General features: G+C 72.0%; 21 protein-coding genes. 11 read left to right on the top strand and 10 right to left on the bottom strand.

Annotation, left to right across the window (positions count from 1 at the left end; translation table 11 throughout):
* Positions 1–56: 56 nt before the first annotated feature.
* Positions 57–1,652, bottom strand: a complete 1,596-nt coding sequence (locus ABXS86_RS08250; RefSeq protein ID WP_409988243.1) for an ABC-F family ATP-binding cassette domain-containing protein — start codon at positions 1,650–1,652, stop codon at positions 57–59.
* A gap of 201 nt (positions 1,653–1,853) precedes the next feature.
* Entirely contained in the window at positions 1,854–2,522 is a 669-nt protein-coding gene (locus ABXS86_RS08245) for an alpha/beta hydrolase (RefSeq protein WP_353666184.1), read from the bottom strand.
* 142 nt (positions 2,523–2,664) lie between these two features.
* On the opposite strand from ABXS86_RS08245, the gene ABXS86_RS08240 reads away from it, so the two are divergent.
* Complete coding sequence (locus tag ABXS86_RS08240; protein ID WP_144829862.1) at positions 2,665–3,279, top strand: NUDIX hydrolase family protein; 615 nt, start codon at positions 2,665–2,667, stop codon at positions 3,277–3,279.
* A 67-nt stretch (positions 3,280–3,346) separates the two neighbouring features.
* Complete coding sequence (locus ABXS86_RS08235; RefSeq protein ID WP_353666183.1) at positions 3,347–5,269, top strand: M3 family metallopeptidase; 1,923 nt, start codon at positions 3,347–3,349, stop codon at positions 5,267–5,269.
* Positions 5,270–5,342: 73 nt separating this feature from the next.
* Here ABXS86_RS08235 and ABXS86_RS08230 read toward each other — a convergent pair whose 3' ends face one another.
* Complete coding sequence (locus tag ABXS86_RS08230) at positions 5,343–6,410, bottom strand: threonine aldolase family protein (RefSeq protein WP_353666182.1); 1,068 nt, start codon at positions 6,408–6,410, stop codon at positions 5,343–5,345.
* Positions 6,411–6,529: 119 nt separating this feature from the next.
* Here ABXS86_RS08230 and ABXS86_RS08225 point away from each other — a divergent pair, with 119 nt between their 5' ends.
* Positions 6,530–9,727, top strand: a complete 3,198-nt coding sequence (locus tag ABXS86_RS08225) for a DEAD/DEAH box helicase (RefSeq protein WP_353666181.1) — start codon at positions 6,530–6,532, stop codon at positions 9,725–9,727.
* Positions 9,728–9,866: 139 nt separating this feature from the next.
* Positions 9,867–11,333, top strand: coding sequence for an MFS transporter (locus tag ABXS86_RS08220; RefSeq protein ID WP_353666180.1), 1,467 nt, complete (start codon positions 9,867–9,869; stop codon positions 11,331–11,333).
* On the opposite strand, the gene ABXS86_RS08215 is transcribed toward ABXS86_RS08220, so the two are convergent.
* A complete protein-coding gene (locus ABXS86_RS08215) occupies positions 11,330–12,022 on the bottom strand; it encodes an SDR family oxidoreductase (protein ID WP_353666179.1) in 693 nt (230 codons plus the stop codon). The two genes, ABXS86_RS08220 and ABXS86_RS08215, sit on opposite strands and share 4 nt — an antisense overlap.
* Before the next feature lie 13 nt (positions 12,023–12,035).
* Positions 12,036–13,445, bottom strand: coding sequence for a DUF6421 family protein (locus ABXS86_RS08210; protein ID WP_353666178.1), 1,410 nt, complete (start codon positions 13,443–13,445; stop codon positions 12,036–12,038).
* A gap of 108 nt (positions 13,446–13,553) precedes the next feature.
* Here ABXS86_RS08210 and ABXS86_RS08205 point away from each other — a divergent pair, with 108 nt between their 5' ends.
* The 3 genes from ABXS86_RS08205 (at position 13,554) to ABXS86_RS08195 (ending at position 16,014) form a co-directional block, all read left to right on the top strand.
* A complete protein-coding gene (locus tag ABXS86_RS08205) occupies positions 13,554–14,042 on the top strand; it encodes an Lrp/AsnC family transcriptional regulator (RefSeq protein ID WP_187358364.1) in 489 nt (162 codons plus the stop codon).
* Positions 14,043–14,114: 72 nt separating this feature from the next.
* Positions 14,115–15,284, top strand: coding sequence for a sensor histidine kinase (locus tag ABXS86_RS08200; protein WP_307209008.1), 1,170 nt, complete (start codon positions 14,115–14,117; stop codon positions 15,282–15,284).
* Positions 15,285–15,363: 79 nt separating this feature from the next.
* A complete protein-coding gene (locus tag ABXS86_RS08195) occupies positions 15,364–16,014 on the top strand; it encodes a response regulator transcription factor (RefSeq protein WP_353666177.1) in 651 nt (216 codons plus the stop codon).
* A gap of 13 nt (positions 16,015–16,027) precedes the next feature.
* Here ABXS86_RS08195 and ABXS86_RS08190 read toward each other — a convergent pair whose 3' ends face one another.
* Positions 16,028–16,540: a GNAT family N-acetyltransferase gene (locus ABXS86_RS08190; RefSeq protein ID WP_353666176.1), complete on the bottom strand. Its 513-nt coding sequence runs from the start codon at positions 16,538–16,540 to the stop codon at positions 16,028–16,030.
* Complete coding sequence (locus ABXS86_RS08185) at positions 16,537–17,058, bottom strand: hypothetical protein (protein ID WP_307209013.1); 522 nt, start codon at positions 17,056–17,058, stop codon at positions 16,537–16,539. Before ABXS86_RS08185 ends, ABXS86_RS08190 begins: the two co-directional genes overlap by 4 nt.
* A gap of 83 nt (positions 17,059–17,141) precedes the next feature.
* Between ABXS86_RS08185 and ABXS86_RS08180 the strand changes: the two genes are divergently transcribed.
* Entirely contained in the window at positions 17,142–17,765 is a 624-nt protein-coding gene (locus ABXS86_RS08180) for a 2-phosphosulfolactate phosphatase (protein ID WP_353666175.1), read from the top strand.
* Positions 17,766–17,916: 151 nt separating this feature from the next.
* A complete protein-coding gene (locus ABXS86_RS08175) occupies positions 17,917–18,135 on the top strand; it encodes a hypothetical protein (RefSeq protein ID WP_307209016.1) in 219 nt (72 codons plus the stop codon).
* Positions 18,136–18,140: 5 nt separating this feature from the next.
* Here ABXS86_RS08175 and ABXS86_RS08170 read toward each other — a convergent pair whose 3' ends face one another.
* From ABXS86_RS08170 to ABXS86_RS08160, 3 genes are all read right to left on the bottom strand, one after another.
* Positions 18,141–18,629 (bottom strand): SprT-like domain-containing protein, encoded by a 489-nt coding sequence (locus ABXS86_RS08170; RefSeq protein WP_307209018.1) that lies wholly within the window; start codon positions 18,627–18,629, stop codon positions 18,141–18,143.
* 30 nt (positions 18,630–18,659) lie between these two features.
* Positions 18,660–19,187 carry a hypothetical protein gene (locus ABXS86_RS08165; RefSeq protein WP_251506155.1) on the bottom strand — a complete coding sequence of 176 codons (528 nt, stop codon included), beginning with the start codon at positions 19,185–19,187 and terminating at the stop codon, positions 18,660–18,662.
* Between the two features lie 71 nt (positions 19,188–19,258).
* Positions 19,259–20,125, bottom strand: a complete 867-nt coding sequence (locus tag ABXS86_RS08160; protein ID WP_144829823.1) for a spermidine synthase — start codon at positions 20,123–20,125, stop codon at positions 19,259–19,261.
* 69 nt (positions 20,126–20,194) lie between these two features.
* On the opposite strand from ABXS86_RS08160, the gene pxpA reads away from it, so the two are divergent.
* Both pxpA and ABXS86_RS08150 read left to right on the top strand, forming a co-directional pair.
* Positions 20,195–20,947, top strand: coding sequence for a 5-oxoprolinase subunit PxpA (gene pxpA / locus ABXS86_RS08155; RefSeq protein ID WP_353666174.1), 753 nt, complete (start codon positions 20,195–20,197; stop codon positions 20,945–20,947).
* Positions 20,941–22,485, top strand: coding sequence for an urea amidolyase family protein (locus ABXS86_RS08150; RefSeq protein ID WP_353666173.1), 1,545 nt, complete (start codon positions 20,941–20,943; stop codon positions 22,483–22,485). Before pxpA ends, ABXS86_RS08150 begins: the two co-directional genes overlap by 7 nt.
* The last annotated feature ends 236 nt before the right edge of the window (positions 22,486–22,721 follow it).

The raw sequence follows: 22,721 nt of genomic DNA, 5'->3' as shown, positions 1-22,721 counted from the left end.
CCCGGACCTCCGACATCGGGTCGGGGTTGACGTTCGCCCGCCGCGGAAACGCCCGCCTAGACCGGCTTCTCCCGGAGCCTCCCCTCCCTCAGCTCGAGCCGCAGATCGAGTCCGAGCCGCGCGAGGAAGCCGTCGTCGTGGCTCACGACGAGCACGGCGCCGCGATACGCCTGGAGAGCTGCGACGAGCTGCTCGACGGTGTCGAGGTCGAGGTTGTTCGTCGGCTCGTCGAGCACGAGCAGCTGCGGGGGCGGATCCGCCAGCAGCACGCGGGCGAGGGCGACGCGGAAGCGCTCCCCTCCCGACAGCGACCCGAGCGGTCGGCTGACCGCGTCGCCGCGCACGAGGAACCGCGCCAGTCGATCGCGCACGAGCGGAACGGGAACGCTCGGCGCCGCCGCGCACACCGTCTCGAGGACGGATGCCGTGTCGTCGAGGCCGTCGAGGCGCTGCGGCATGTAGCCGATGTGCTCGACGCTCGCACGCGCGCGGACCGGTCCCTCCGGCGCCGCGGAGTCGACGAGGTTCTCGAGGAGGGTCGTCTTGCCCGCGCCGTTGCGCCCCACGACGGCGACGCGCTCGCGGCCCGTGACGATCCACTCCCGCTCGCCGTCGCCGAGCGACATGACCCGCCGCCCGGTCGCATTGCCCGGATCGGGCAGGTCGATGCGCACCACGTCGTCATCGCGCACACGGGCGGACGCCTCGCTCAGCGCCGCGCGCGCGGCATCCTCTTTCCCCTTCATCTCGGTACTCAACCGGCCCGCGCTCACCTGGGCCGCGTCGTCTCGGGCTCCCGCGAGAATCTTAGGGACCCGCTTCTCGACCTGCGCCTTGTGCGCGACGCGCGATCGCGTGGCGAGCTTGTCGTACGACTCGATGCGCTGCCGGCGCTCACGCCGCAGCGACTGGGCCGCGTCGCGCTCGGCGCGCACGGCGGCCTCCTGCTCCGCGTCGCGGTGGGCGCGCCAGGCGCTGTACGGACCGCCGACCACATCGAGAGTGTGGTCGTACAGCTCGGCGGTGGCATCCATCAGCTCCAGCAGGCCGATGTCGTGACTGACGACGATCAGCGTGCCGGACCACCCCCGTACGAGACCGCTCACGCGCGCCCGCGCATCGCGGTCGAGGTCGTTGGTCGGCTCGTCGAGGAGTGTGATGTCGGCCGCGCGGGCGCGGAGCCCGACGAGGGCGGCCATCATCGTCTCGCCGCCGGAGAGCTCGCCGACCGTTCGATCGAGGGCTTCGGGCGGCAGACCCGCCTCGGCGAGCAGGGCATGGGCGCGCGCCTCCACGTCCCAGTCGTCGCCGACGGCGTCGAAGTGGTGCGGTGCGACATCGCCCGACTCGATCGCGCGGAGTGCGGTGAGAGCCGTTTCGACGCCGAGAAGGGCGGCGACGGGACGATGCGGGTCGGCGGCGAGGCGTTGAGGGAGCATCGCGACCTCACCGGACGCCGAGACCGTGCCGGACGTAGGGGCGAGCTGCCCCGCAGCCACCCGGAGGAGTGTGGATTTGCCGGCGCCATTGCGACCGACGAGGCCGGTCCGGCCGACCCCGATCGCCCCCGAGATCTCGTCGAGGGCGACGGTTCCGTCGGGCCACATGAGGCGCACACGGTCGAAAACGAGGGAAGGAGGAAGAGATGACACGACGGAACTCCGATGACGCGGGGTGCGCGGACACCGGACCCGTCCGCCTCAGCGGAGGGATGCCGAGAAGACGGCGGGTCGACGGGTCAGCGCGCGGACAGGGGCGCGGATGCGTCGACGTTCTTCACCGGAGGAGACCTCGTTCTCGGGGACAGGAGCATTCACGATAGCCCACGCTCGGGCTGCGCGTCACCCCCGGGATCAGCTCGCGTCGGTTCCGGCGCGTTCGGCCAGCCGTTCGTCGAGGAAGGCGCGCACGTCGTCGAGCTCGTCCTGCGAGATCGAGTGAGTGAGCCCCGGGTACACCCGGCCGCGGAGGTCGCTGTGAGCGGGAAGCCACTGCGACGTCGCGTCGACAAGAGGCGTGGGGATGACGTCGTCCGCGGCCCCGCGGCCCCAGAACACCGGTGGGCGTCGTTCGCCGAGCACGGCGTCGCCCGGTAGCTCACCGCCCGCGGCGTACCCCGCCAGCACGACCGCGAACTGCACGGCATCCGGATCCGCCCGGAGGGTCTGCAGGGCGACGGCACCGCCCTGCGAGAAACCGAGGAGTCCGACGGGGCCATCACCCACGGCGTCGCGGATCCAGGCGAGCACCGCCTGAGCGGCGCGGGTGACCGCGTCGGGATCACGACCGTCGAGACCCTCGATCGGGTACCACGACGCGCCCGGCATGGGCCAGGGCGGCGAGAGCGGGGCGCGCAGGCTGGCCACCACGAAGGCCTCGGGCAGGTACGGCACCAGACCGAACAGGTCGTGTTCGTCGGAGCCGTAGCCGTGCAGCAACAGCAGGACCGGTCGGTCGCCGCGCTCTTCGGGCGGCACCGACCACCGCACGACGGACGGGTCGAGGGAGGACTCAACACTCATGCGGCCATTGTGGCAAGGGCTTCCGACATCGTCCGCACCGGGGCCGGCGATCTGCTCCGACGCGCACCCGCGGACGGTACCGTTCCGGTCTCCGTGGGCTGGACACGCGGCACCCGGGCCGGTCGGTTGATATACAGGGAGCATGCCCGTGCGCACTCCCGATCCCGAACCCGGTGACAACGGCGATGAGCGCGAGTCGCTCGGAGCCTCCTTCTCGGGTGCCCCCGCGGCGCCCAACTCCAATCCGGGGTGGCTGAGCGAGGTCGAACTCGCCGAAGCGCGACGACGCCTGCCGATGCTCTACGTCGAGGCGCTGCCCGTGCGCACCGACGGCATGGGCGCCGTCACCCAGGTCGGTATCCTGCTGCGGGCGACGCCCCTCGGCGAGATGACCCGCACCCTCGTCTCGGGCCGCGTCCGCTACGGCGAGACGGTTCGCGACGCACTCTTCCGCCACCTCGAGAACGACCTCGGACCGATGGCGTTCCCGCTGCTCCCGCCCTCGCCGACACCCTTCACGGTCGCCGAGTACTTCCCTCTCCCCGGGGTCAGCGCGTTCCACGACGACCGCCAGCACGCCGTGGCGCTCGCCTTCGTCGTCCCCGTCACGGGCACGTGCGAACCGCGCCAGGACGCGCTCGAGGTCACCTGGCTCTCGCCCGAGGAAGCGGCATCCGACGCCCTGTCCGATGAGATGGAGGGCGGCCGCGGCACCCTCATCCGTCAGGCGCTCGCCTCAGTGGGCGCCCTGCGCTGACCCCTCGGGCTCGGGCCCGTGCGCCCGGATCATTGCCTGTGTCGGAGGCCCTGCCTAGGGTCGAAGCATGCCGCATCCTCCCCTGGAACCCCTGACCCTCCCGCGCGATCTCGACGGCTGGCGAGCTTTCGCCGAAGACCGCCCGACCGAGCGCCTCGCGCGCGTGGCCGAGATCGACGCCCGACTCACCACCGAGTCCGACCTCCCGCTGCGCGAGCGTCTCTCGCTGTGGAACGAGGCCGAGATCGCCCTGAGCGAGGCGGCGGCGCCCTCGCACCTGGTGAGTGAATCGCACCCCGACGCCGATGTGCGAGACGCCGCCGAGAAGCAGGCGCAGGCGGTCGACGCCGTGCAGTCGCGCCGGTTGCTCGACCGTGCGCTGTGGGGCGTCTTCGCCGATGCCGCCGCCGACGGACTCGACGCCGACGAGCAGCGTCTGCTCGCCCAGATCCAGCGCGACTTCCGTCGCGGCGGCGTCGACCTCGACGACGCCGACCGCGAGCGCGTGCGCGAACTCACCGACCGCGACACCGAGCTCTCGCTGACTTTCTCTCGCAACATCCGCGAAGGCCGCCGCGAGATCCGGGTGCCCGCGTCGTCGCTCGACGGGCTCCCGGCCGACTTCATCGGCGAGCACCCGGTCGACGCCGACGGGATGGTGACGCTCACCACCGAGTACACCGACCTCATGCCGGTGCGCGAGTACGCGCGCGACCGCGCGGTTCGCCACGAGCTCATGGGGGCCTACAACGACCTCGCGTGGCCCGTGAACGAGCCCGTGCTCGCCGAGCTGCTGGCGGTGCGCGCCGAGCGCGCGAAGCTCCTCGGGTACGGCGACTGGGCCGACTACGAGACCGAGACCCGCATGATCGGGTCGTCGGCCGCGGTGAGGGCGTTCCTCGAGAAGGTGGCGGATGCCGTGGCTCCCGCCGCCGCCGTCGAGTACGACCGCGTTCTCGAGCGTCTCCGCCGAGACGAGCCCACCGCCGACGCCGTCACGATCGCCGACTTCTGGTACGTCCTCAGCGCCCTCAAGCGCGAGGAGTACGACGTCGACTCGCAGCTCGTGCGCTCGTACTTCCGCTTCGACCGCGTGCTCGAGGGGGTCCTCGCGACCACCGCTCGCCTGCTCGATGTGGAGTACGTCCCCGTCGACGCCCCCTCGTGGCACGACGACGTGCGCACCTACGACGTCGTGCGCGGCGCGGAGCGCCTCGGGCGCATCCATCTCGACCTGCACCCGCGTGACGGCAAGTACAACCACGCGGCGTGCTTCGGCCTGGCGCCCGGCATCACCGACCGGTCGCTGCCCGAGTCGGTGCTGCTGTGCAACTTCTCGCGCGGCCTGCTCGAGCACGACGAGGTGGTGACGTTCTTCCACGAGTTCGGTCACCTCGTGCACGACATCCTCGGCGGCCACCAGACCTGGGCGCGGTGGACGGGCGTGGCGACCGAGTGGGACTTCGTCGAGGCCCCCAGCCAGCTGCTCGAGGAGTGGGCGTGGGACGCCGAGGCGCTCGCCGCCTTCGCCGTGAACGACGCAGGCGAGCCGATCCCGGCCGATCTGGTCGCGCGCATGCGCACGGCCGACGCCTTCGGCCGGGCCCTGGAGGTCACGCGTCAGCTCGGGCACGCCACCACCTCGTACCGCCTGCACGTCGACCGCCCCGCCGACCTCGCCGAGGCCGTCGACGGCTACTACCGCGCCGCGAGTCCCGTCACCCCGCTCGACGGCTCCCACTCGTACGCGGGCTTCGGGCACCTGACCGGCTACGGCGCCTGCTACTACACGTACCAGTGGAGCCTCGTGATCGCCCGCGACCTGCTGTCGGCCTTCGGAGACGACCTGTTCGACGTCGACACGGCCACGCGCTACCGGCGCGAGATCCTCGAGCCCGGCGGCACCCGCGACGCCCGCGACCTCGTGCAGTCGTTCCTCGGTCGCGAGTCGACCTTCGACGCCTACCGGGCCTGGCTCGCGGGGGCGTGAACGACGAGGGCCGCGGCATCCTGGAGCGGATGCCGCGGCCCTGGGTGCGACGTGATTGCGTGGTGGCGCGAGCTCAGGCCGTCGTCTCGCGTGCGATCGCCGCGATGAAGGCGTCGATGTCGGCCTCGGTCGTGTCGAACGAGCACATCCAGCGCACCTCGCGGCGCAATTCGTCCCAGTCGTAGAAGCGGAAGCTCTGGCGCAGGCGGTCGGCGACGCCGGCCGGGAGGATCGCGAAGACGCCGTTGGCCTGCGTCGGCTGGGTGAACTCGACACCCTGGATCGAGCCGTCGGCGAGACCGCCCTCGATGCCCTGGCGCAGCCGCTGCGCCATCGCGTTGGAGTGCCGCGCGTTCGTCAGCCACAGGTCGTTCTCGAGCAGGGCGACCAGCTGCGCCGACACGAACCGCATCTTGCTCGACAGCTGCATGTCGAGCTTGCGCAGGTAGGTGAGTCCGGTGGAGGCCTCGGGGTCGAGCACGACGATGGCCTCGCCGATCATCGCGCCGTTCTTCGTGCCGCCGAAGCTCAGCACGTCTACGCCGGCGTCGCGCGTGAAGGCCCGCAGCGGAACGTCGAGGGCCGCGGCGGCGTTCGAGATGCGCGCACCGTCCATGTGCAGACGCATGCCGTGGCCGTGCGCATGGGCGGCGAGCTCGCGGATCTCGTCGACCGTGTAGAGCGTGCCGAGTTCGGTCGACTGCGTGATCGAGACGACCAGCGGCTGCGCGCGGTGCTCGTCGCCCCAGCCCCAGGCTTCGCGGTCGACGAGGTCGGGGGTCAGCTTGCCGTCGTCGGTCGGAACGGTCAGCAGCTTGATGCCGCCGACGCGCTCGGGGGCGCCGCCCTCGTCGACGTTGATGTGCGCGGTGGATGCCGAGATGACGGCGCCCCAGCGGGGGAGCATCGACTGCAGGCCGACGACGTTGGCGCCCGTGCCGTTGAAGACCGGGTAGGCCTCGACGCCGTCGCCGAGGAGCGAAACGAACAGCTCCTGGAGGCGGTCGGTGTAGACGTCTTCGCCGTAGGCGACCTGGTGGCCTTCGTTGGCGGCGGAGATCGCGGCGAGGACATCGGGGTGGATGCCGGAGTAGTTGTCGGAGGCGAAACCGCGCACCGAGGAGTCGTGGAGGGTGGTCACTTCTCCAGCGTAACGACCGCCGGGCCCACCCCTCCTCCCCATCGGGAGATGTGGTCGGACTGTCCACTTCTCCGCCGGTGCGGCGGCCCGATGTCGTCCGCCCCGGAGAGAATGACGGGATGCACATGGACCCCGAGGCGATCAGCATCGCCGGCGAGATGTTCTCGTCGGGCGCGATGACCCGGGCCGACCGGCTGCTCATCTACGGCTCGGTCGAGGTGGGCGACGCCAAGGCGTACGACGGCGTGGTGGTGGCGACGGCGCAGTCCTTCGGTCCGACGGGATACGAGCACCTCGAGCTGCGTGTGCCGACCGACTTCTCGCGCGTCTCGGGCTGGTGCTCGTGCGGGCGCGGGCCCGAGTGCGAGCACTCCTGCGCCGCGGCCCTGGTGCTCTTCGATCGCATGCTCGCGGTCGGCCGCCCACGCCGGCCCGCGTGGCAGCGGTCGCTCGACGAGCTCTTCGAGGTCGTCCCCCCGGCTCTCGAAGAGCCCTCCGCCGACCTCTGCCTGTTCCTCTCGGTGCGCCGCACGGGCGGCTTCGGGCGCGGGGCGGCTCTCACCCCGGCCGTACGCCCCGGAATCCGGGGCACCCGAGGCACGTGGATCAAGGGCCGGGCCGGGTGGTCGAGCCTGCCCGCGCTCCCGGCCGAACCGCGTGCCCGCGCGGCCCTCGACAGCCTCGGCCGCCTGGGCCGCTCCGCGAACGGCGTCTTCCTCTCCGACGAATGGATGCCGTTGTCGGCGGTCCCTCCGCACTCGCTCTGGCTGCAGCTCGAGGCCGTCATCGCGGCGGGGGTGCCGCTCGTCTCGGGCGGCGGAGCCCACCACCCCGTGCGCATCCCGAAGGAAACCGTCACCGCCGCGGTGTCCGTCGAGCGCATCGGCGACGCGCTGGAGGTGCGCGGAGTGATGCAGGGCCTCACCGACGACGCTGCGGGCCTGCCGTCGTGGGTGATCGGCGACCCGGCGGTCGCCGTCGCCGTCGTCGACGACCGCGACGGCGTCGACGAACGCATCACGCTGGCTCGGTTCGCGTCCCCGGTCGCAGGCCCCGTCCGCGCCCTCCTGGCGCAGCCCGACGCCCTCTCGATCGATGCCGCCACCGACACCTTCGTGAGCGAGTACCTGCCCCGCTTGCAGCTCGAGGGCCCGGTGGTCTCGCCGAGCGGCTCCGTCGACCTCCCGCCGGCTCCGCGCAACGTGCTCGAGGTGCTCGTCGAGCACGGGGTCGGTCGGGCATCGGTCCGGATGCGCTGGGACCGCACCCCCACGAGAGGGCGACGCGACGAGGATCACGAGGCCCGCGTCGGCGCCGCCGTCCGCACCACGGCGCAAGAGTTCGGCCTCGAGCTCCCCGATCCGCGGGCGGTGGGGGAGTCGTCCCCCGCGATCCTGCCCGCCCCGGTCGCGGCGATCCTCGAGGGCGAGGTGCTTCCGCGATTCCGCGATCTCGAGGACGTCCGGGTGACGGTCTCCGGTGAGACCGTCCGCTATCGACCGGCCGACGCTGAACCGTCCGTCCACCTCTCGACGGGCGATGACGACGGCAGCGACTGGTTCGACCTGCATGCGCGGGTCAGCGTGGGCGAGATCGAGGTCGACTTCGCCGATCTCTACACGGCTCTCGCGAACGGCGATCGCGCGCTGTTCCTCGGCGACGGCTCGTACGTGCGACTCGACTCGGAGGCATTCGACCGGCTGCGGGAGGTGATCGACGAAGCGCGCGCCCTCGCCGATCGGCCGGGTGCCGATCTGTCGATCAACCGCTACAACGTCGGGTTGTGGGACGACCTCGCCGAACTCGGCATGATCGCGGCGCAAGAGGCCGATTGGTGGCTGCGCGTGCGCGGGCTGACCGACGAGGCGGCGATCGTGCCCGTCGAACCGCCCCCGGGGCTGCGCGCGACGCTCCGCGATTACCAGCGCGCAGGGCTCGATTGGCTGTCCTTCCTCTGGTCGAACGGCCTCGGAGGGGTCCTCGCCGACGACATGGGACTCGGCAAGACGGTGCAGACGATCGCGCTGATGGAGACCGTGCGCACCGCCGACCCGGACGCGGCGCCGTTCCTGATCGTCGCGCCCACCAGCGTGGTGGGGAACTGGGCTCGCGAGTGCGCGACCTTCGCGCCAGGACTCCGCGTCGCCGTCGTCACCTCGACGCAGGCTCGGCGGACCGCACCCATCGCCGAGGTGGCCGAGGGCGCGCACGTCGTGGTGACGAGCTACGCCCTCATGCGACTCGAGCAGGAGCAGTACGCCGACGTCGCGTGGTCGGGGGTCGTGCTCGACGAGGCCCAACAGATCAAGAACCCCGCCTCGCGCGGCTACCGCGCGGCGCGGGCACTGTCGGTGCCCTTCACGCTCGTGGTCACCGGCACCCCGATGGAGAACAACCTGCAGGAGCTCTGGGCGCTGGTCTCGCTCGTGGCCCCGGGTCTTCTCGGAACGCGAGAATCCTTCTCCGCCCGGTACCGCTCGCCGATCGAGAAGAACTCCGACGGCGCACGCCTCGAGCTGTTGCGCAGCCGGATCCGTCCGTTCCTCCTGCGGCGGACGAAGGAGCTCGTCGCCTCCGAGCTGCCCCCCAAGCAGGAGCAGGTCATCGAGGTGACCCTCCACCCGGCGCACCGCAAGATCTACGATCGGCGCTTCCATCGTGAGCGCCAGCGCCTGCTCGGCCTGCTCGACGACGTCGACGGCAATCGCTTCGCGATCTTCCGGTCGCTCACCCTGCTGCGGCAACTCGCGCTCGATCCCGCGCTGACCGACGAGGGCGAGGCGCCGTCAGCCAAGCTCGACGCCCTCGTCGACCTCGTCACCGAGGCCGCAGCCGAGGGGCACCGCGTGCTCGTCCTGAGCCAGTTCACGCGGTTCCTCCGGGCGGCGCGGCAGCGGTGCACCGATGCAGGACTCGGCTCGGCTTACCTCGACGGAGCGACGACGCACCGGCAGGCCGAGATCGATCGCTTCCGCGACGGCGACGACCCCGCATTCTTCATCTCGCTCAAGGCGGGAGGCGTGGGTCTGAACCTGGTCGAGGCCGACTACGTCGTGCTGCTCGACCCGTGGTGGAACCCCGCCGTCGAAGAGCAGGCGATCGATCGCGCGCACCGCATCGGTCAGACGCGCCCCGTGATCGTCTATCGACTTGTGGCATCCGACACGGTCGAAGAGAAGGTCGTGGCCCTGCGCGAGGCGAAGGCCGAGCTGTTCGCCAAGGTGCTCGACGGCGCCGAGGGCGAGACCTTCGCGGGCGAGTCGATCGCGGGTGGGCCGCGTCTCACTGCAGCCGACATCCGCCGCCTCATCGACTGAGCGCACGCGGTTGCCCGTGCGCGCCGGGCTGGTGGAGCGTGCAGGGTCGCTCGAGCGCGCCGGGCCACCCGAGCACGCGCGGCAGTCGGTGACGGTGGTGCCCTGGTCGATGTCGGGGGTTCGGTCTAACGTGACCCCCATGTCCGAACCGCAGCCGTCCGCCGCCGTCGATGACGGTGCGACCGCCGCGCCCGTCGGCGGCAACCGCACATTCCTGGCGGTACTGATCAACACGGCCGCGGCCAACGTGACCACCAGCTTCCTGTGGTTCGCCCTGACCTTCTGGGTCTACCTCGAGACGCGGTCGGTGCTGGCCACGGGCCTCGTCGGCGGTGCCTACATGCTGCTGCTCGCCGTGTTCGCGATGGTGTTCGGTTCCCTCGTCGACCGGCATCGCAAACATCGCGTCATGGTGTTCTCGGGTGTCATCACGCTGACGGCGTTCCTGTTGGCCGGCGCGCTCTGGCTCGCCTTCCCCGAGGCGGCGCTGCTCGACCTGGGCAAACCCTGGTTCTGGCTGTTCTCCGGCATCATCCTCGCCGGCTCCGTCGTCGAGAACATGCGCAACATCGCGCTCTCGACGACCGTGACGCTCCTCGTGCCCATCGAACGGCACGCCAACGCCAACGGACTGGTGGGCACGGTGCAGGGCCTCGCCTTCGTCGTCACCAGCGTCTTCAGCGGCCTGTCCGTCGGCTTCCTCGGCATGGGGTGGACGCTCGCGATCGCCCTCGTGTGCACGGCGCTCGCGCTGCTGCATCTTCTCACCATCCGCATCCCCGAAGACCGCCCCGCGGCCGCCGACGAGCCCGGGCCCCTGGTCGATCTGCGCGGAGCCGTTCGCGCCGTCCGCTCCGCGCCGGGCCTGTTCGCACTGATCATCTTCTCGACGTTCAACAACCTCATCGGCGGTGTCTACATGGCGCTGATGGACCCCTACGGACTCGAGCTCTTCGACGTGCAGATTTGGGGCATCGTGCTGGGGGTCACGGCCACCGGGTTCATCATCGGCGGCGGGCTCGTGGCGAAGTTCGGCCTCGGCAAGAACCCCATTCGCACGATGCTGTGGATCGTCATCGGCATGGGCGTCCTCGGTGCGGTGTTCACCCTTCGCGAGTGGTGGTGGCTCTACGCCCTCGGCATCTGGGTCTACATGGCGCTCATCCCGCCGGTCGAGGCGGCCGAGCAGACGGTCATCCAGAAGGTCGTGCCCTTCGCGACGCAGGGGCGCGTCTTCGGCTTCGCGGCGGCGTTCGAGTCGGCGGCCGCGCCGGTGACGTCGTTCCTCATCGCCCCGATCGCGCAGTTCCTGAACATCCCCTACATGAACGACGACAGCGGCCGGGCCACGTGGGGCTGGCTGCTCGGCGAGGGGCAGTCGCGGGGGATCGCCCTCGTCTTCCTCATCGCGGGCCTCGTCATGGTGGTGATCGGCGCGCTCGCGTTCCTGACCCGCTCGTACCGGATCCTTTCGCGCCAGTACAGCGAGGCGACGGTCAACACCGAGGTGGCCGACACGGGCGGGACGGATGCCGCCGGAGCCGAGCGGTCCGACGAACGCCAGGCCGCAGCCCAGCCGTCCGACCCCGACCGGTCCGCGTCCTAGCCGCCGGCCCCGATCTCGATCACGACGTCGTTCCATGCGTCGGCCGCGTCGTCCCACAACGCGACGAAGGCCGAGGCCACGGCGGACTCGAGTCCTTCGAGACTCCGCACCCGCAGGATCACCGCGGCCGACGACACCTCACGTGCGTCGTCTCGCGCGGCCTTCGCGTATCCCTGCGCGACAGCGCGGACCCACGCTTCGCTGGCCGCCTTGACCGCCGCGTAGTTCGCGCCGCCCGCGAGGGGGCGGGCGACCGCGGTCGACGAGACGATCGCGAGGCGGCCCGCGCTGGATGAGCGCAGGTCGGCGTCGAACGCGCGGGTGACGAGCCGCAACGCCGTGAACGAACGCATCAGGAAGGCGAGGTCGTCGTCGCTCTGACCGGCCAGTCCGCCCCCGCCGCGCCAGCCGCCGACGAGGGGGAACAGGCTGTCGACGCTGCCGTGCGCGGCGTGCACGCGATCGCGCAGGGCGGTCACGGCATCCGGATCCGTCAGATCGCACAGCTCGGTGAACGCCCCCGGCGCCTCGGCCGCCGCAGCGGCCACCCGTTCGGCGTCGGAGCCGACGATCACCACCCGCGCCCCGGCGTCGACGAGAGCGCGGGCGCTCGCACGGCCCACCGCGCTCGTTCCGCCGGCGAGCAGCACGAGCCGCCCGTTCACTCCTTCGTCGGTGCGATCGGTCATGTCGGCCCCTTCGTCAGTCCGTGCCGCGGATGCCCTCGGTCGAGGCGATCACGGGGCGCATCTTCTTCTCGAGCGCTTCGAAGAACATCGACAGCGGGAACTCGTCGTCGAGCACCTCGTCGGTGTACCCCTTCGGCAGTCCCGCGAGCACCTCGTCGGACAGTCCGCGCGCCCACACCGAGGCGGGGTGGGGCGTGACGACCCCGCGCACGAGGTCGTAGGCCGCGAGCCAGTGGGCAACCTTGGGGCGGTCGATCGAGCGCCAGTACAGCTCGTCGATCGCGTCGGCGAGGGCGATGACCGCGGCGGGCACTTCGTCCCAGTCGAACGCGAGCGAGGTGTCGGTCCAGTGCAGCACGCGGTGCTGGTGCAGCCACGCGAACAGCAGCTGTCCGCCGAGGCCGTCGTAGTTGCGCACGCGCGAGCCGGTGATGGCGAAGCGGAAGATGCGATCGAAGATCACGGCGTACTGCACGAGTTCGGCGTGCTCGAGCATTGCCTTCTCGGTGGCGTCCAGCTCGGCTCCCTCAGCCTGTCGGAGGGACAGGCGCGCCTGCAGCGAGACGCACTCGCGGAACGCGGTGAGGTCGCAACGCAGCTCCTCGAGCGAGTAGAGGAAGAACGGCATCCGCTGCTTGATCATGAACGGGTCGAACGGCAGGTCGCCGCGCATGTGCGTGCGGTCGTGGATGAGGTCCCACATCACGAACGTCTGCTCGGTGAGCGCCTGGTCGTCGAGCATGCGGGCGGCGGCGGCGGGCAGCTCGAGCTTGGTGATGTCGGCGGCGGCGCGGGTCACCCGGCGGTACCGCGCGGCCTCACGGTCCTGGAAGATCGCGCCCCAGGTGAAGGTCGGGATCTCGCGCATCGCCACGGTCTCGGGGAAGAGCACGGCCGAGTTCGTGTCGTAGCCCGAGGTGAAGTCGACGAGACGCAGCGAGACGAACAGGCGGTTGGTGTACTCGGTCTCGAGTCGCGCGATGAACTCGGGCCAGATCGCCTCGACGATGAGGGCTTCGACGTGGCGGTCGCTCGAGCCGTTCTGGGTGTACATCGGGAAGACGACGAGGTGACGGATGCCGTCGACCCGGTGCTCCTGGGGTTGGAACGCCACGAGGGAGTCGAGGAAGTCGGGCACGCCGAGCCTCTCGTCGCGCCAGCGGCGGAAGTCGACGACCGACGCGGCGAGGTACGCCTCATCGTGCGGGAAGAGCGGCGCGAGCGCGTCGAGGGACTGGATGACCTCGTCGATGAGGGGGGAGGCGGCGGCGGTGTCCTCGATCGAGCCGTCCTTCGCCTGCAGCGCCTGCAGGGCGGTGGCGGCGGTCTTCAGCTGCGTCCATGCGGGGGTCCGTTCGACCGTGTCGACGGTGTGTCCGTCGAGCAGCTCGTGGCCGGCACGGGTGGGCGTCGCGATGGTCATGGCATCCTCCGATCGAGGGTGGAAATATTCCTGTTAAAACGTCATGCTAACGGAAAACTTACGGCACGCGCCAGAGCGCCGTATTCCCGCACTGCTACTGTCGAGCGCATGACCGAGGCCCCCTCCCGCGCACCGCGACTGGAGGATTCCGTCGATGCCGCGATCGTGCGCGAGATCTCGATCGACGCGCGCGCCACCCTGTCGCATCTCTCCGATCGCGTCGGCCTGTCGGTCTCGGCCGTGCAGTCGCGGCTGCGGCGTCTCGAGGCCCGGGGGATCGTGCAGGGCTATCGGCCGATCCTCGATGCGGAGGCCCTCGGCCGCCCCCTGGCCGCGTTCGTCGAGATCACCCCGCTCGATCCCGCGCAACCCGACAACGCCCCCGAGCTGCTCGCGCACCTGAGCGCGATCGAGGCCTGCCACTCGATCGCCGGCGAGGCGGCGTACATGCTCTTCGTCCGCGTGCCCACCCCGCGCGACCTCGAGGCGCTGATCCGCGACATCCGCGCCGCCGCCCAGGTGAACACGCGCACCACGGTGGTGCTGCAAACCTTCTTCGAGGCGCGGCCCATCGAACCCGCCGAGTTCCCCGCCTGATCCTCGCGAGGTACGCGCGGATACATCGTGCGGCGGATGCCGTGTCGGAGGCCCCCGCGTAGCGTTGCGGTGATGTTCGTCCTCCGCTCTCTCACTCGCGCGCAGCTGATCACCGATCTCTCGGTCGCTGCGGCGTTCTTCCTCATCGCTCTGGCGATCGAGACCTCGGGCGGCACGAGCTTCGGCGGAATCGTCGGCGCCGTGCTCGTCGCCCTCGCCTTCACCGGCGCGGTCGCCTTCCGACGCCTCCACCCGGCGCTGGGGCTTTCCCTCGCGTGGGCGGGCGCGCTGCTGCAGATGGGCTTCGGCCGCGAACCCTCGCCCACCGACGTGGCGATCTTCGCGGTGCTGTACACCACCGCCGCGTACGGGTCGCGGCGCGTGTTCTGGAGCGGCTTCGCTTCGGGCATCGCGGGGGCGGTGATCGTGCCGCTGTACCTCGTGGGTCGCGGGATGACCGCGCTTCCCTCGCCGAACGAGTGGTTCGCGCTGGTCGCCCTGCTGCTGGCATCCGGATTCGCCCTCATGCTCTCGTGGGTGTCGGGCGCGCTCGTGCGCACGGCGATGCGCGCGGCCGACACCAGCCGAGCCCAGCGCGCGGCCGAGGCGCAGACGATCGCCGAGCAGGAGCGCGTGCGCATCGCCCGCGACATGCACGACGTCGTGGCCCACTCGCTCGCGGTGGTCATCGCGCAGGCCGACGGGGCGCGTTACGCCGCGGCGTCCGACCCCACCGCGACGGCGGAGGCGCTCACGACGATCTCGTCGACGGCACGCGCAGCGCTCACCGACGTGCGTCTCCTGCTCACCCAGCTCCGCCACAGTCAAGGCGAGGGCCCCCAACCGACGCTCGCCGACCTGCACGCGCTGTTCGATCGCATGCGCGCCGCGGGACTCGCCCTCGACGTGCACGTCGACCCGCAACCGCCCGGGGAGCCGCCCGCGGCCATCCAGCTCGCGGTCTACCGGATCATGCAGGAAGCCCTGACCAACGCCCTCCGACACGGCGCCGGGGGAGAGGTGCGCGTGCACCTGGGCTGGTGGCCCGACCGCGTGGACCTCTCGGTGCGCAACGCGCGGGGCACGGCATCCGCCCCCTCCACGGCCCCGGTCGCGTCGGGTGGACATGGACTCATCGGCATGCGCGAGCGCGCGCAACTGGTGGGCGGGTGGCTCACGGCCGGGCCGGAGTACGGCGAGTTCGCCGTGCGGTCGAGCCTGCCGATCGGCGCGCGGGCGTGAGCGCGGCGTCGACGCGGCGAGCGTCGGCGGGGCAGAGTGGATGCCGACCCCTTCGCGATTCCAGAGAGGTGGCGCCGTCATGACCGCCCCCGTCCGCATCGTCCTCGTCGACGATCAGTCGCTGTTCCGCGCGGGCATCCGCATGGTGATCGACTCGCAGAGCGACCTCGAGGTCGTCGGCGAGGCCTCTGACGGACGCGAGGCGATCGAGGTGGTGCGCCAGGTGCGGCCCGACATCGTGCTCATGGACGTGCGGATGCCGGTGATGGACGGCCTGGCCGCCACCGCCGAGATCCTGCGCGAGCCCGAGCCGCCGCGCGTGATCGTGCTGACCACCTTCGACCTCGACGAGGCGGCGGCGCGCGCGATCCAGGGCGGAGCCAGCGGGTTCCTGCTGAAGGACGCCGAACCGGAATTCCTCCTGTCCGCGGTGCGTACCGTGCACGCCGGATCGGCGGTGATCGCGGCGCAAGCCACGCGCGAGCTGTTCGCCCACATCGCCGACGCCGGGTCGACGGAGCCCGTGCCCGCATCGTTCGGCGCGCTCACCGAGCGCGAGCGCGAGATCTTCGCCCTGGCCGCCGCGGGGTTGAGCAACGCCGAGATCGCGGAGCGCGAGTTCTTGTCGGAGGCGACGGTGAAGACCCACATCAGCCGGATCCTCACCAAGCTCGCTCTGCGCGACCGCGTGCAGCTGGTGGTCTTCGCCTATCGGCACGGTTTGGCCTGAGGCGCGCCGCCTGTCAGGGGCGCGAGAGGCGCACCTGGTGCAGGGGGTCTCCCCAGCGCTCGTCGTCGCGACGGGCACCGTCGGGGCGGAAGCCGTGCTTGAGGTAGAACGCGAACGCGCGGTCGTTGCCCTCGAGCACCCACAGGCTCGCGGGCGCACTGCCGAGCGCGGCATCGATCAGCGCGGGCCCGACCCCGGTGCCGTGGTGCTGCGCGAGCACATAGAGCGCGTAGAGCTCGCGCTGGTCGTCGGGCAGGTCGGGGTCGCGGGTGGGGCCGGCCGAGGCGAACCCGACGACGCGCCCGTCGACGTCGGCGACCCAGGCGTCACCCAGCCGTTCGGCACCGGCGGGGGTGCCTCCGGCCAGGCGCACTTCCCAGCGCCAGGCCGACAGGTCTTCATCGAGAGCGTCGGACAGCGAACGCGGCACGGTCCCGGCGTGCGCCTCCGTCCAGCTCCGCACGTGCACCTGCGCGATGCGTCGACCGTCGGCGGGCATCGCCGAGCGCACCGACAGGGCGGTCACGGGGACGCGGGGCTCTCGGGCTCGGACTCGGACTCGGGGTCGTGCGCCCAGGTCGGGGCGAGGGCCTTGATGCGCGTCGCGCGCCACTGCCACGTCGCCCACAGGCCCGGCCAGAGCGCGGGAGCAGCAGCGCCGCCGATGGTCAGTCGTTCGCGCCAGAGGGTCTTCGACGGATCGCCCGGAGCCGCAGACACCGCCATCTGGTGGTCCCACACGTCGAGTGCGGCGAGCGGACCGGTCAGCGGCACGCCCCAGTCGCGGAACACGCGCACCCGGCCGTTTCCGTCGCGCGTCTCGCGATCGGCCACCGAGATGAGCTGGCGTCCGACCGGCACGAGCCCTGCCACGCTCATCTGCACGGGCACGTCGTCGCCCGATTCGAACGACGTGGGCATGGTGCCGAGCGCCTCCACGTCGAGCAGGGGACCGTAGAGCTCCGCCACGGCGCGCGGCGAGTGCAGGGCGCGCCAAGCGGCATCCGGGTCGCAGTCGACGACGAACTTCAGCAGAATGCGCATGCGGCTCATGCTGCACGACGACCCTCGGTATCGACCCCGGCTTGACGCGGCGGAGCCGGAGCCTGGCGTTCTAGGCTCGAAGGATGCCGAGCAGTGATCCCCACGCGCAGTCCGACTACCAGGTCCGCTTCGACTGGGGGCGGCGGGGCTTCGACCGCCTCGCCCCGGCTCACGTCGTCGTCGTGGTGCAGACCCTCGGCCTGACCGCTCACGCCCTCTCAGCGGTGGAGCACGGCGCTGCCCTCGACCTGGCGGGCGACGACGACCCCGCGGCGGCGCTCGCGCTCGCCGCAGAGGCGACAGGAGCCCACGTCGTCGTCGGCGGTCTGCGCAACGCCGCCGCGGTCGCCGACCACGTGCTCGCGGTGCAGCGATCGCGCGGCGAGCGCACGAGCATCTCGATCGTCGCGGCCGGATACCCCGACGGCGACGAGGCCCTCCGCTTCGCGGTCGACGACCTGCTCGGGGCGGGAGCGGTGATCGCGGCGCTCGGCGACCTCGGCATCGACCACGCCTCGCCCGACGCCGCGGTGGCAGGAGAAGGGTTCCGCGCCCTCGGGGGCGCCGTGCGGCACCTGCTCACCGCGAGCGGCACGGGGCGGGCATTGGTGGCCGACGGTGGTCGCGACGGCGTGCTGCACGCGGCGACCCGCGACGCGGCATCCGTCGTCCCCGTGCTGAGCGACGGAGTGTTCGGCCCCGCCTAGGCCGGACGGATTCCGCTCACACGCCTGTCGGCCGAGCAAGGGGTTCCGACGCCGCCGGTGCGGAAAGTTAGGCTCGCCGCAGAGTCGCGATCTCGCTCCCCGAGGAGCACCGGCCGCCCGTCCGACCGCTCATAGTTCTGAGGTGCTCACCGTGGATCCGAAGATTACGGGCCCCATCGTCGTGTTCGGGTTCGTGGGTGCACTCTGCGCGGTCGTCTTCTTCGCCAACCTGGGCAACGACAGCTCGCCGGGAGTCGGCGTCAACCGCCTGCTCGGACTCCCCACCTGGGCATTCGGACTTCTGGGAGTCGCGTCCGCCGTCCTCCTCATCGTCCTGCTCATCGTGCAGGGCAGGCGAGACAAGTCCTGACGTGCTCAGCGCGGCGTCGCCGCCGCCAGACGCGTCGCGGTGCTGATCTCGCGGTGCTCCCACGACAGCGCGAAGCGCGGGTCGAACGACGGGGCGCAGCGCGCGCACGAGGTCGGCCGGGTGGCCCGGCGATGCCGATAGGCGACATGCCCGGCCGGGCAGGTGCCCACCCACGGCGCGAGCTCGTTGGCGGTCTCGCCCGCGTGCGTCGTGCCGCCCACGTAACCGAGGTCGAGAGCGACCCGCTTCCAGCCCGGGCCGTGGCCCGCGGCCGGACCCGCCAGGGCGTGCGCCACCTCGTGCAGCAGCGTCTGGTGGTTGGTGTCGTCGTCGTAACGCGCGGTGAGGTAGCGCGACACGCTGATGCGCTTGCGGGTGTAGTCGCACAGCCCCGCGCGGCGCTTGGCGTTGTCGAAGGCGAACGTCCACGACGCATCGAGGTGGAGGGCGATCAGCGCCTCGGCCCAGATGCGCACACGCTGCAGGTCGGACATGACCGGAAGACTAAGCCGAAGCTCCGACACTCAACTCGCGACGACCTCGCGGGCGCGGCGACGGTCGGCGGCGTCGATCGCGAGCAGGGTCGATTCGAGCTGCTTGTCGGTCGCGCCGGAGTTCTGGCGCAGGAACAGGGCCTGCTTGAAGTCGCGACGGGCGCCCTCGTAGTCGCCCTCGTCGTAGTGCACCTTGCCGCGGTGCTGCAGCGCGAAGGCGGCGATGCTCGCCCAGCCCTGGCCCTCGGCCTCTTCGGCGCACATGGTGAGCTCCTGCTCGGCGGCGGCGTAGGCGCCGCGGCACTGCATGATCGTGGCGTGCAGGATGCGCGCGCGCAGCAGGTCGCGGCGGGTGCCGGCCATGCGGGCGACGCGCACGGACTGCTCGGAGATGCTCAGGGCCTCGTCGAAGCGGTCCAGCACCTTCAGCAACCACACGCGCTCGAGCAGCGCGTGCAGACTGCGCTGCGAACCGATCTCCTCGAGACGGTCCGCGCACTCACGAGAGTCGGTGATCTCACGCAACGTGTCGGGGTCGTACCCGTGGATAAAGCTCACCGTCGCTCCTCTCGGTCAGGCAGGGTTCCAGTCTGCGATGCCCGCGGCCCGCGGGCGGGCGCGCCACGCGGTCACCTCTCGAAGATGGATGCCGAGGGCTTGGGCGACGGCGTCGCGTCGGCGTCGGTGGCCGGTCGGGCGTCGCGGATGAACTCGTCGATCTCGGCGCCCTGTGCGACCTTCGCGGGGTGGGGGCCGGCGGCCATGAGCCGGGGGAGCCACTCGACGGGGAGCGCCGCGGCGGAGGCGGCCACCACGAGGTTGCCGAAGCGGCGCCCCTTGAGCACCTGCACCTCGGCGAGCACGATCACCTCGGGCAGGACCGCGCGCACGGTCGCGACCTGTCGACGGGCGAAGGCGAGGCCGGGCCCGTCCGACACGTTGACCAGCAGCACGCCGTCGGGGGCGAGCAGTCGCGCGGCGTCGCGGTAGAACTCCACGGTCGTCAGGTGGGCGGGCGTCTGCGCGCCGGAGTAGACGTCGCTCACGAGGAGGTCGACGGCTCCGGTGAGCCCGGCGGGCAACCGCGAGACGCCCGCGCGGGCGTCGCCGATGCGCACGCGCACGGCGGCGCCGCGGGGCAGGGGGAGGTTCTCGCGCACGAGGTCCCAGAGCGCCGGCTCGAGCTCGATGACCTGCTGGCGCGATCCGGGCCGTGTGGCCTCGACGTACCGCGGCAGGGTCAGCGCCCCCGCACCCAGGTGCACGGCGGTGAGGGGTTGCCCCGGCATCCGGAGTCTGTCGATGACGGCACCCATGCGGGCCACGTACTCGAAGTGCAGGTGCGTGGGATCGTCGAGGTCGACGTGCGACTGGGGCGTGCCGTCGACCACCAGTTCGAAGCCCGAGACGAAGCCCGAGGGCGTGACGCGGGCGAGGGATCCGTCCGACAGGCGCGCCGTCGGAGCATCGTCGGGTTCCACGCGCATCCGTGCCATGCGTCAACGCTAACCCGCGCCCCGCCCCGCACCGGCCCGCGTCGGGCCGCCCGCCGGTACCGTGGCGGCATGCGGGTGGACCTGAACGCCGACCTCGGCGAGACCGTCGACGGCGTGCCCACGGCCGACGACGAGGCGATGTTCGCTGTCATCTCCAGCGCGAACGTCGCGTGCGGCGGGCACGCGGGCGATGCCGCGTCGATGCGGGCGTCGGTCGAGCGCGCCGCGCGCTTCGGCGTCGCCGTGGGGGCCCACCCCTCGTACGTCGATCGCGCGAACTTCGGACGGATCCGCCGCGACCCCGACCCCGCGGAGCTGCGCGCAGGCGTCTCCGGGCAGCTCGGGGCTCTCGCCGCCGCCGGGGCGGACCTCCGCTACGTCAAGCCGCACGGCGCCCTCTATCACGCGGTCACCGTCGAGCAGCGGCAGGCCGAGGCCGTCGTCGCCGCCGTCGCCGATCTCTCCGCACGGCTCGGCCGCGCCCTGCCCGTGCTGGGCATGCCCGGTGCGATCGCCGAGGCCGCGGCATCCGCGAACCTTCCCTTCGTGCACGAGGCCTTCCTCGACCGCGGCTACACCCGAGCCGGAGGCCTCGTCCCGCGCGACCGACCGGGTGCGTTGATCGACGATCCCGCGGTCGTGGCCGAACGCGCGGCGCGCCTCGTGCGCGACGGCCTCGTCGAGACGGTCGACGGGACAATGCTCGAGGTGCGCGCCGCGTCGCTCTGCCTGCACGGCGACACCCCCGCCGCGGTGGCGATGGCGCGGGCCGTGCGTTCGGCCCTCGACGACGCCAGTGTCGAGGTGCGCGCTCCGTGGTGACCCTGCGACCGATGGGGGAGAGCGCCGTGCTCGCCGAGGTGGCCGACCTCGCGGCCGTCACGCGCCTGCACGCAGCGCTCGCCGCGGATCCTCTCCCCGGCGTCGACGATCTCGTGCCGGCCGCCCGCACGGTCCTGGTGGCCTTCGACCCGCGCCGCACCTCCGCGGCGGTCGTGGGCGCGTGGGTGCGCGCAGCCGAGAGAGCGGTTCCGGATGCCGCGCCCCCCGGCCCCCGTGTCGAGGTGCCCGTGCGCTACGACGGCGTCGACCTGGTCGACACGGCCGAACTCCTCGGCATCCGCCCCGACGAGCTCGTCGCCCGCCACCGCGCCGCGGAGTGGACGGTGGCGTTCACCGGCTTCGCGCCCGGCTTCGCCTATCTCGTGAGCCCGGACTGGCCCTTCGACGTGCCGCGCCTCGCCCGACCGCGCACGCGGGTTCCCGCCGGAGCCGTCGGCCTCGCGGGCTCCTTCACCGGCGCGTATCCGCGCGACACCCCGGGAGGGTGGCGGTTGATCGCGTCGACCGACGCGGTGCTGTTCGATCCGGATGCCGCCGAGCCCGTGCTGCTGCCACCCCGAGCCCGCGTGCGGTTCGTGCCCGCGCGGGAACGGGTGCGGGTCGGCGCCGGATATCTGGCGGGCGGACCACCGGCAGCAGCCGCGACCCCCTCCCCGCACACGACCCCCGCCCTGCGCATCGTCGCCCCCGGCCCGCTCGCCACCGTGCAGGACCTCGGGCGCCCCGGCCGCGCATCCCTCGGGGTGGCACGCTCCGGCGCCCTCGACCGGGAAGCGCTCCGCATCGCGAACCGCCTCGTCGGCAACGCCGAGTCGGCCGCGGGCATCGAGATCACCCTCGGCGGCTTCCGCGCGCGGGCCGAGGTCGACATTTGGGTCGCCGTGACGGGCGCGCTCGCCGACGTCTCCGTCGACGGCCGCGCGGCCGACGCCTACGCGCCCCTGCTGCTGTCCGCCGGCGCCGAGCTGTCGATCGCGCCCGCCCGCGGGGGCCTGCGGCTGTACCTCGCGATCCGCGGGGGAGTCGACGCGCCCACCGCCCTCGGCTCCCGTGCGACCGACGTGCTCGCCGGTCTCGGCCCCGCGCCGCTGCGGGCGGACGCGGTCGTGCGCAGCGGATCCGCGGTCGGCGAGATCCCCGCGATCGACGGGTTCCCCTGGTCGGTGCCGCCGTCCGCGCTCGATATGGTTCTCGGCCCCGGACCCCGCGCGGAGTGGTTCGCCCCCGCCGCCGTCGACGCGTTGGTCGAGGCGACCTGGACCGTCTCGCCCGACCTCGACCGCATCGGCATCCGCCTCGACGGCCCCGCCCTCGCGCGCGTGCGCCCCGAAGAGCTGCCCAGCGAGGGCATGCGCCCCGGGGCGATCCAGGTCCCCCCGCACGGGCGCCCGGTGATCCTCCTGGCCGACGGGCCCGTGACCGGCGGCTACCCCGTGATCGGGGTGGTTCCGGATGCCGCGCTCGACGCGCTCGCACAGGTGCGGCCGGGCGATCGAGTGCGGTTCCGGCGCGGCTGAACGGCGCCGGCGAGGGGAATGCCGAACGGGCGCACGCGGTTATACCGCAGGTCCGCAGACGCGTCAAGAATTGGACTGGACACGGCGAGTCCTCCCGCGTATGCTTGGACTTTGCGCTCCTCGATTCCCCCTGCCCTCATATGGTGGTCGGCTGAGCCTGCCCGTCCCCGCTTCATCGCGGTGTGCGGCGAGCAGGTTATCGGGGCAGGAACGCACTCCACCTGACGACAAGGAAT

It is taken from the genome of Microbacterium sp. che218 (genome assembly GCF_040436305.1).
GTDB lineage: Bacteria > Actinomycetota > Actinomycetes > Actinomycetales > Microbacteriaceae > Microbacterium > Microbacterium algihabitans.
Note: the sequence above shows the minus strand (reverse complement) of the source record. Positions and strands in the feature narration are given on the sequence as shown.

What these genes read in the sequence shown, in the direction of transcription:
- ABXS86_RS08195 (WP_353666177.1), top strand. Translation starts at nt 15,364, where the DNA reads ATGACCGCCCCCGTCCGCATCGTCCTCGTCGACGATCAGTCGCTGTTC.
- ABXS86_RS08200 (WP_307209008.1), top strand. Translation starts at nt 14,115, where the DNA reads ATGTTCGTCCTCCGCTCTCTCACTCGCGCGCAGCTGATCACCGATCTC.
- ABXS86_RS08160 (WP_144829823.1), bottom strand. Translation starts at nt 20,125, where the DNA reads ATGGCACGGATGCGCGTGGAACCCGACGATGCTCCGACGGCGCGCCTG.
- ABXS86_RS08220 (WP_353666180.1), top strand. Translation starts at nt 9,867, where the DNA reads ATGTCCGAACCGCAGCCGTCCGCCGCCGTCGATGACGGTGCGACCGCC.
- pxpA (WP_353666174.1), top strand. Translation starts at nt 20,195, where the DNA reads ATGCGGGTGGACCTGAACGCCGACCTCGGCGAGACCGTCGACGGCGTG.
- ABXS86_RS08170 (WP_307209018.1), bottom strand. Translation starts at nt 18,629, where the DNA reads ATGTCCGACCTGCAGCGTGTGCGCATCTGGGCCGAGGCGCTGATCGCC.
- ABXS86_RS08240 (WP_144829862.1), top strand. Translation starts at nt 2,665, where the DNA reads ATGCCCGTGCGCACTCCCGATCCCGAACCCGGTGACAACGGCGATGAG.
- ABXS86_RS08215 (WP_353666179.1), bottom strand. Translation starts at nt 12,022, where the DNA reads ATGACCGATCGCACCGACGAAGGAGTGAACGGGCGGCTCGTGCTGCTC.
- ABXS86_RS08245 (WP_353666184.1), bottom strand. Translation starts at nt 2,522, where the DNA reads ATGAGTGTTGAGTCCTCCCTCGACCCGTCCGTCGTGCGGTGGTCGGTG.
- ABXS86_RS08225 (WP_353666181.1), top strand. Translation starts at nt 6,530, where the DNA reads ATGCACATGGACCCCGAGGCGATCAGCATCGCCGGCGAGATGTTCTCG.
- ABXS86_RS08185 (WP_307209013.1), bottom strand. Translation starts at nt 17,058, where the DNA reads ATGCGCATTCTGCTGAAGTTCGTCGTCGACTGCGACCCGGATGCCGCT.
- ABXS86_RS08205 (WP_187358364.1), top strand. Translation starts at nt 13,554, where the DNA reads ATGACCGAGGCCCCCTCCCGCGCACCGCGACTGGAGGATTCCGTCGAT.
- ABXS86_RS08180 (WP_353666175.1), top strand. Translation starts at nt 17,142, where the DNA reads ATGCCGAGCAGTGATCCCCACGCGCAGTCCGACTACCAGGTCCGCTTC.
- ABXS86_RS08210 (WP_353666178.1), bottom strand. Translation starts at nt 13,445, where the DNA reads ATGACCATCGCGACGCCCACCCGTGCCGGCCACGAGCTGCTCGACGGA.
- ABXS86_RS08235 (WP_353666183.1), top strand. Translation starts at nt 3,347, where the DNA reads ATGCCGCATCCTCCCCTGGAACCCCTGACCCTCCCGCGCGATCTCGAC.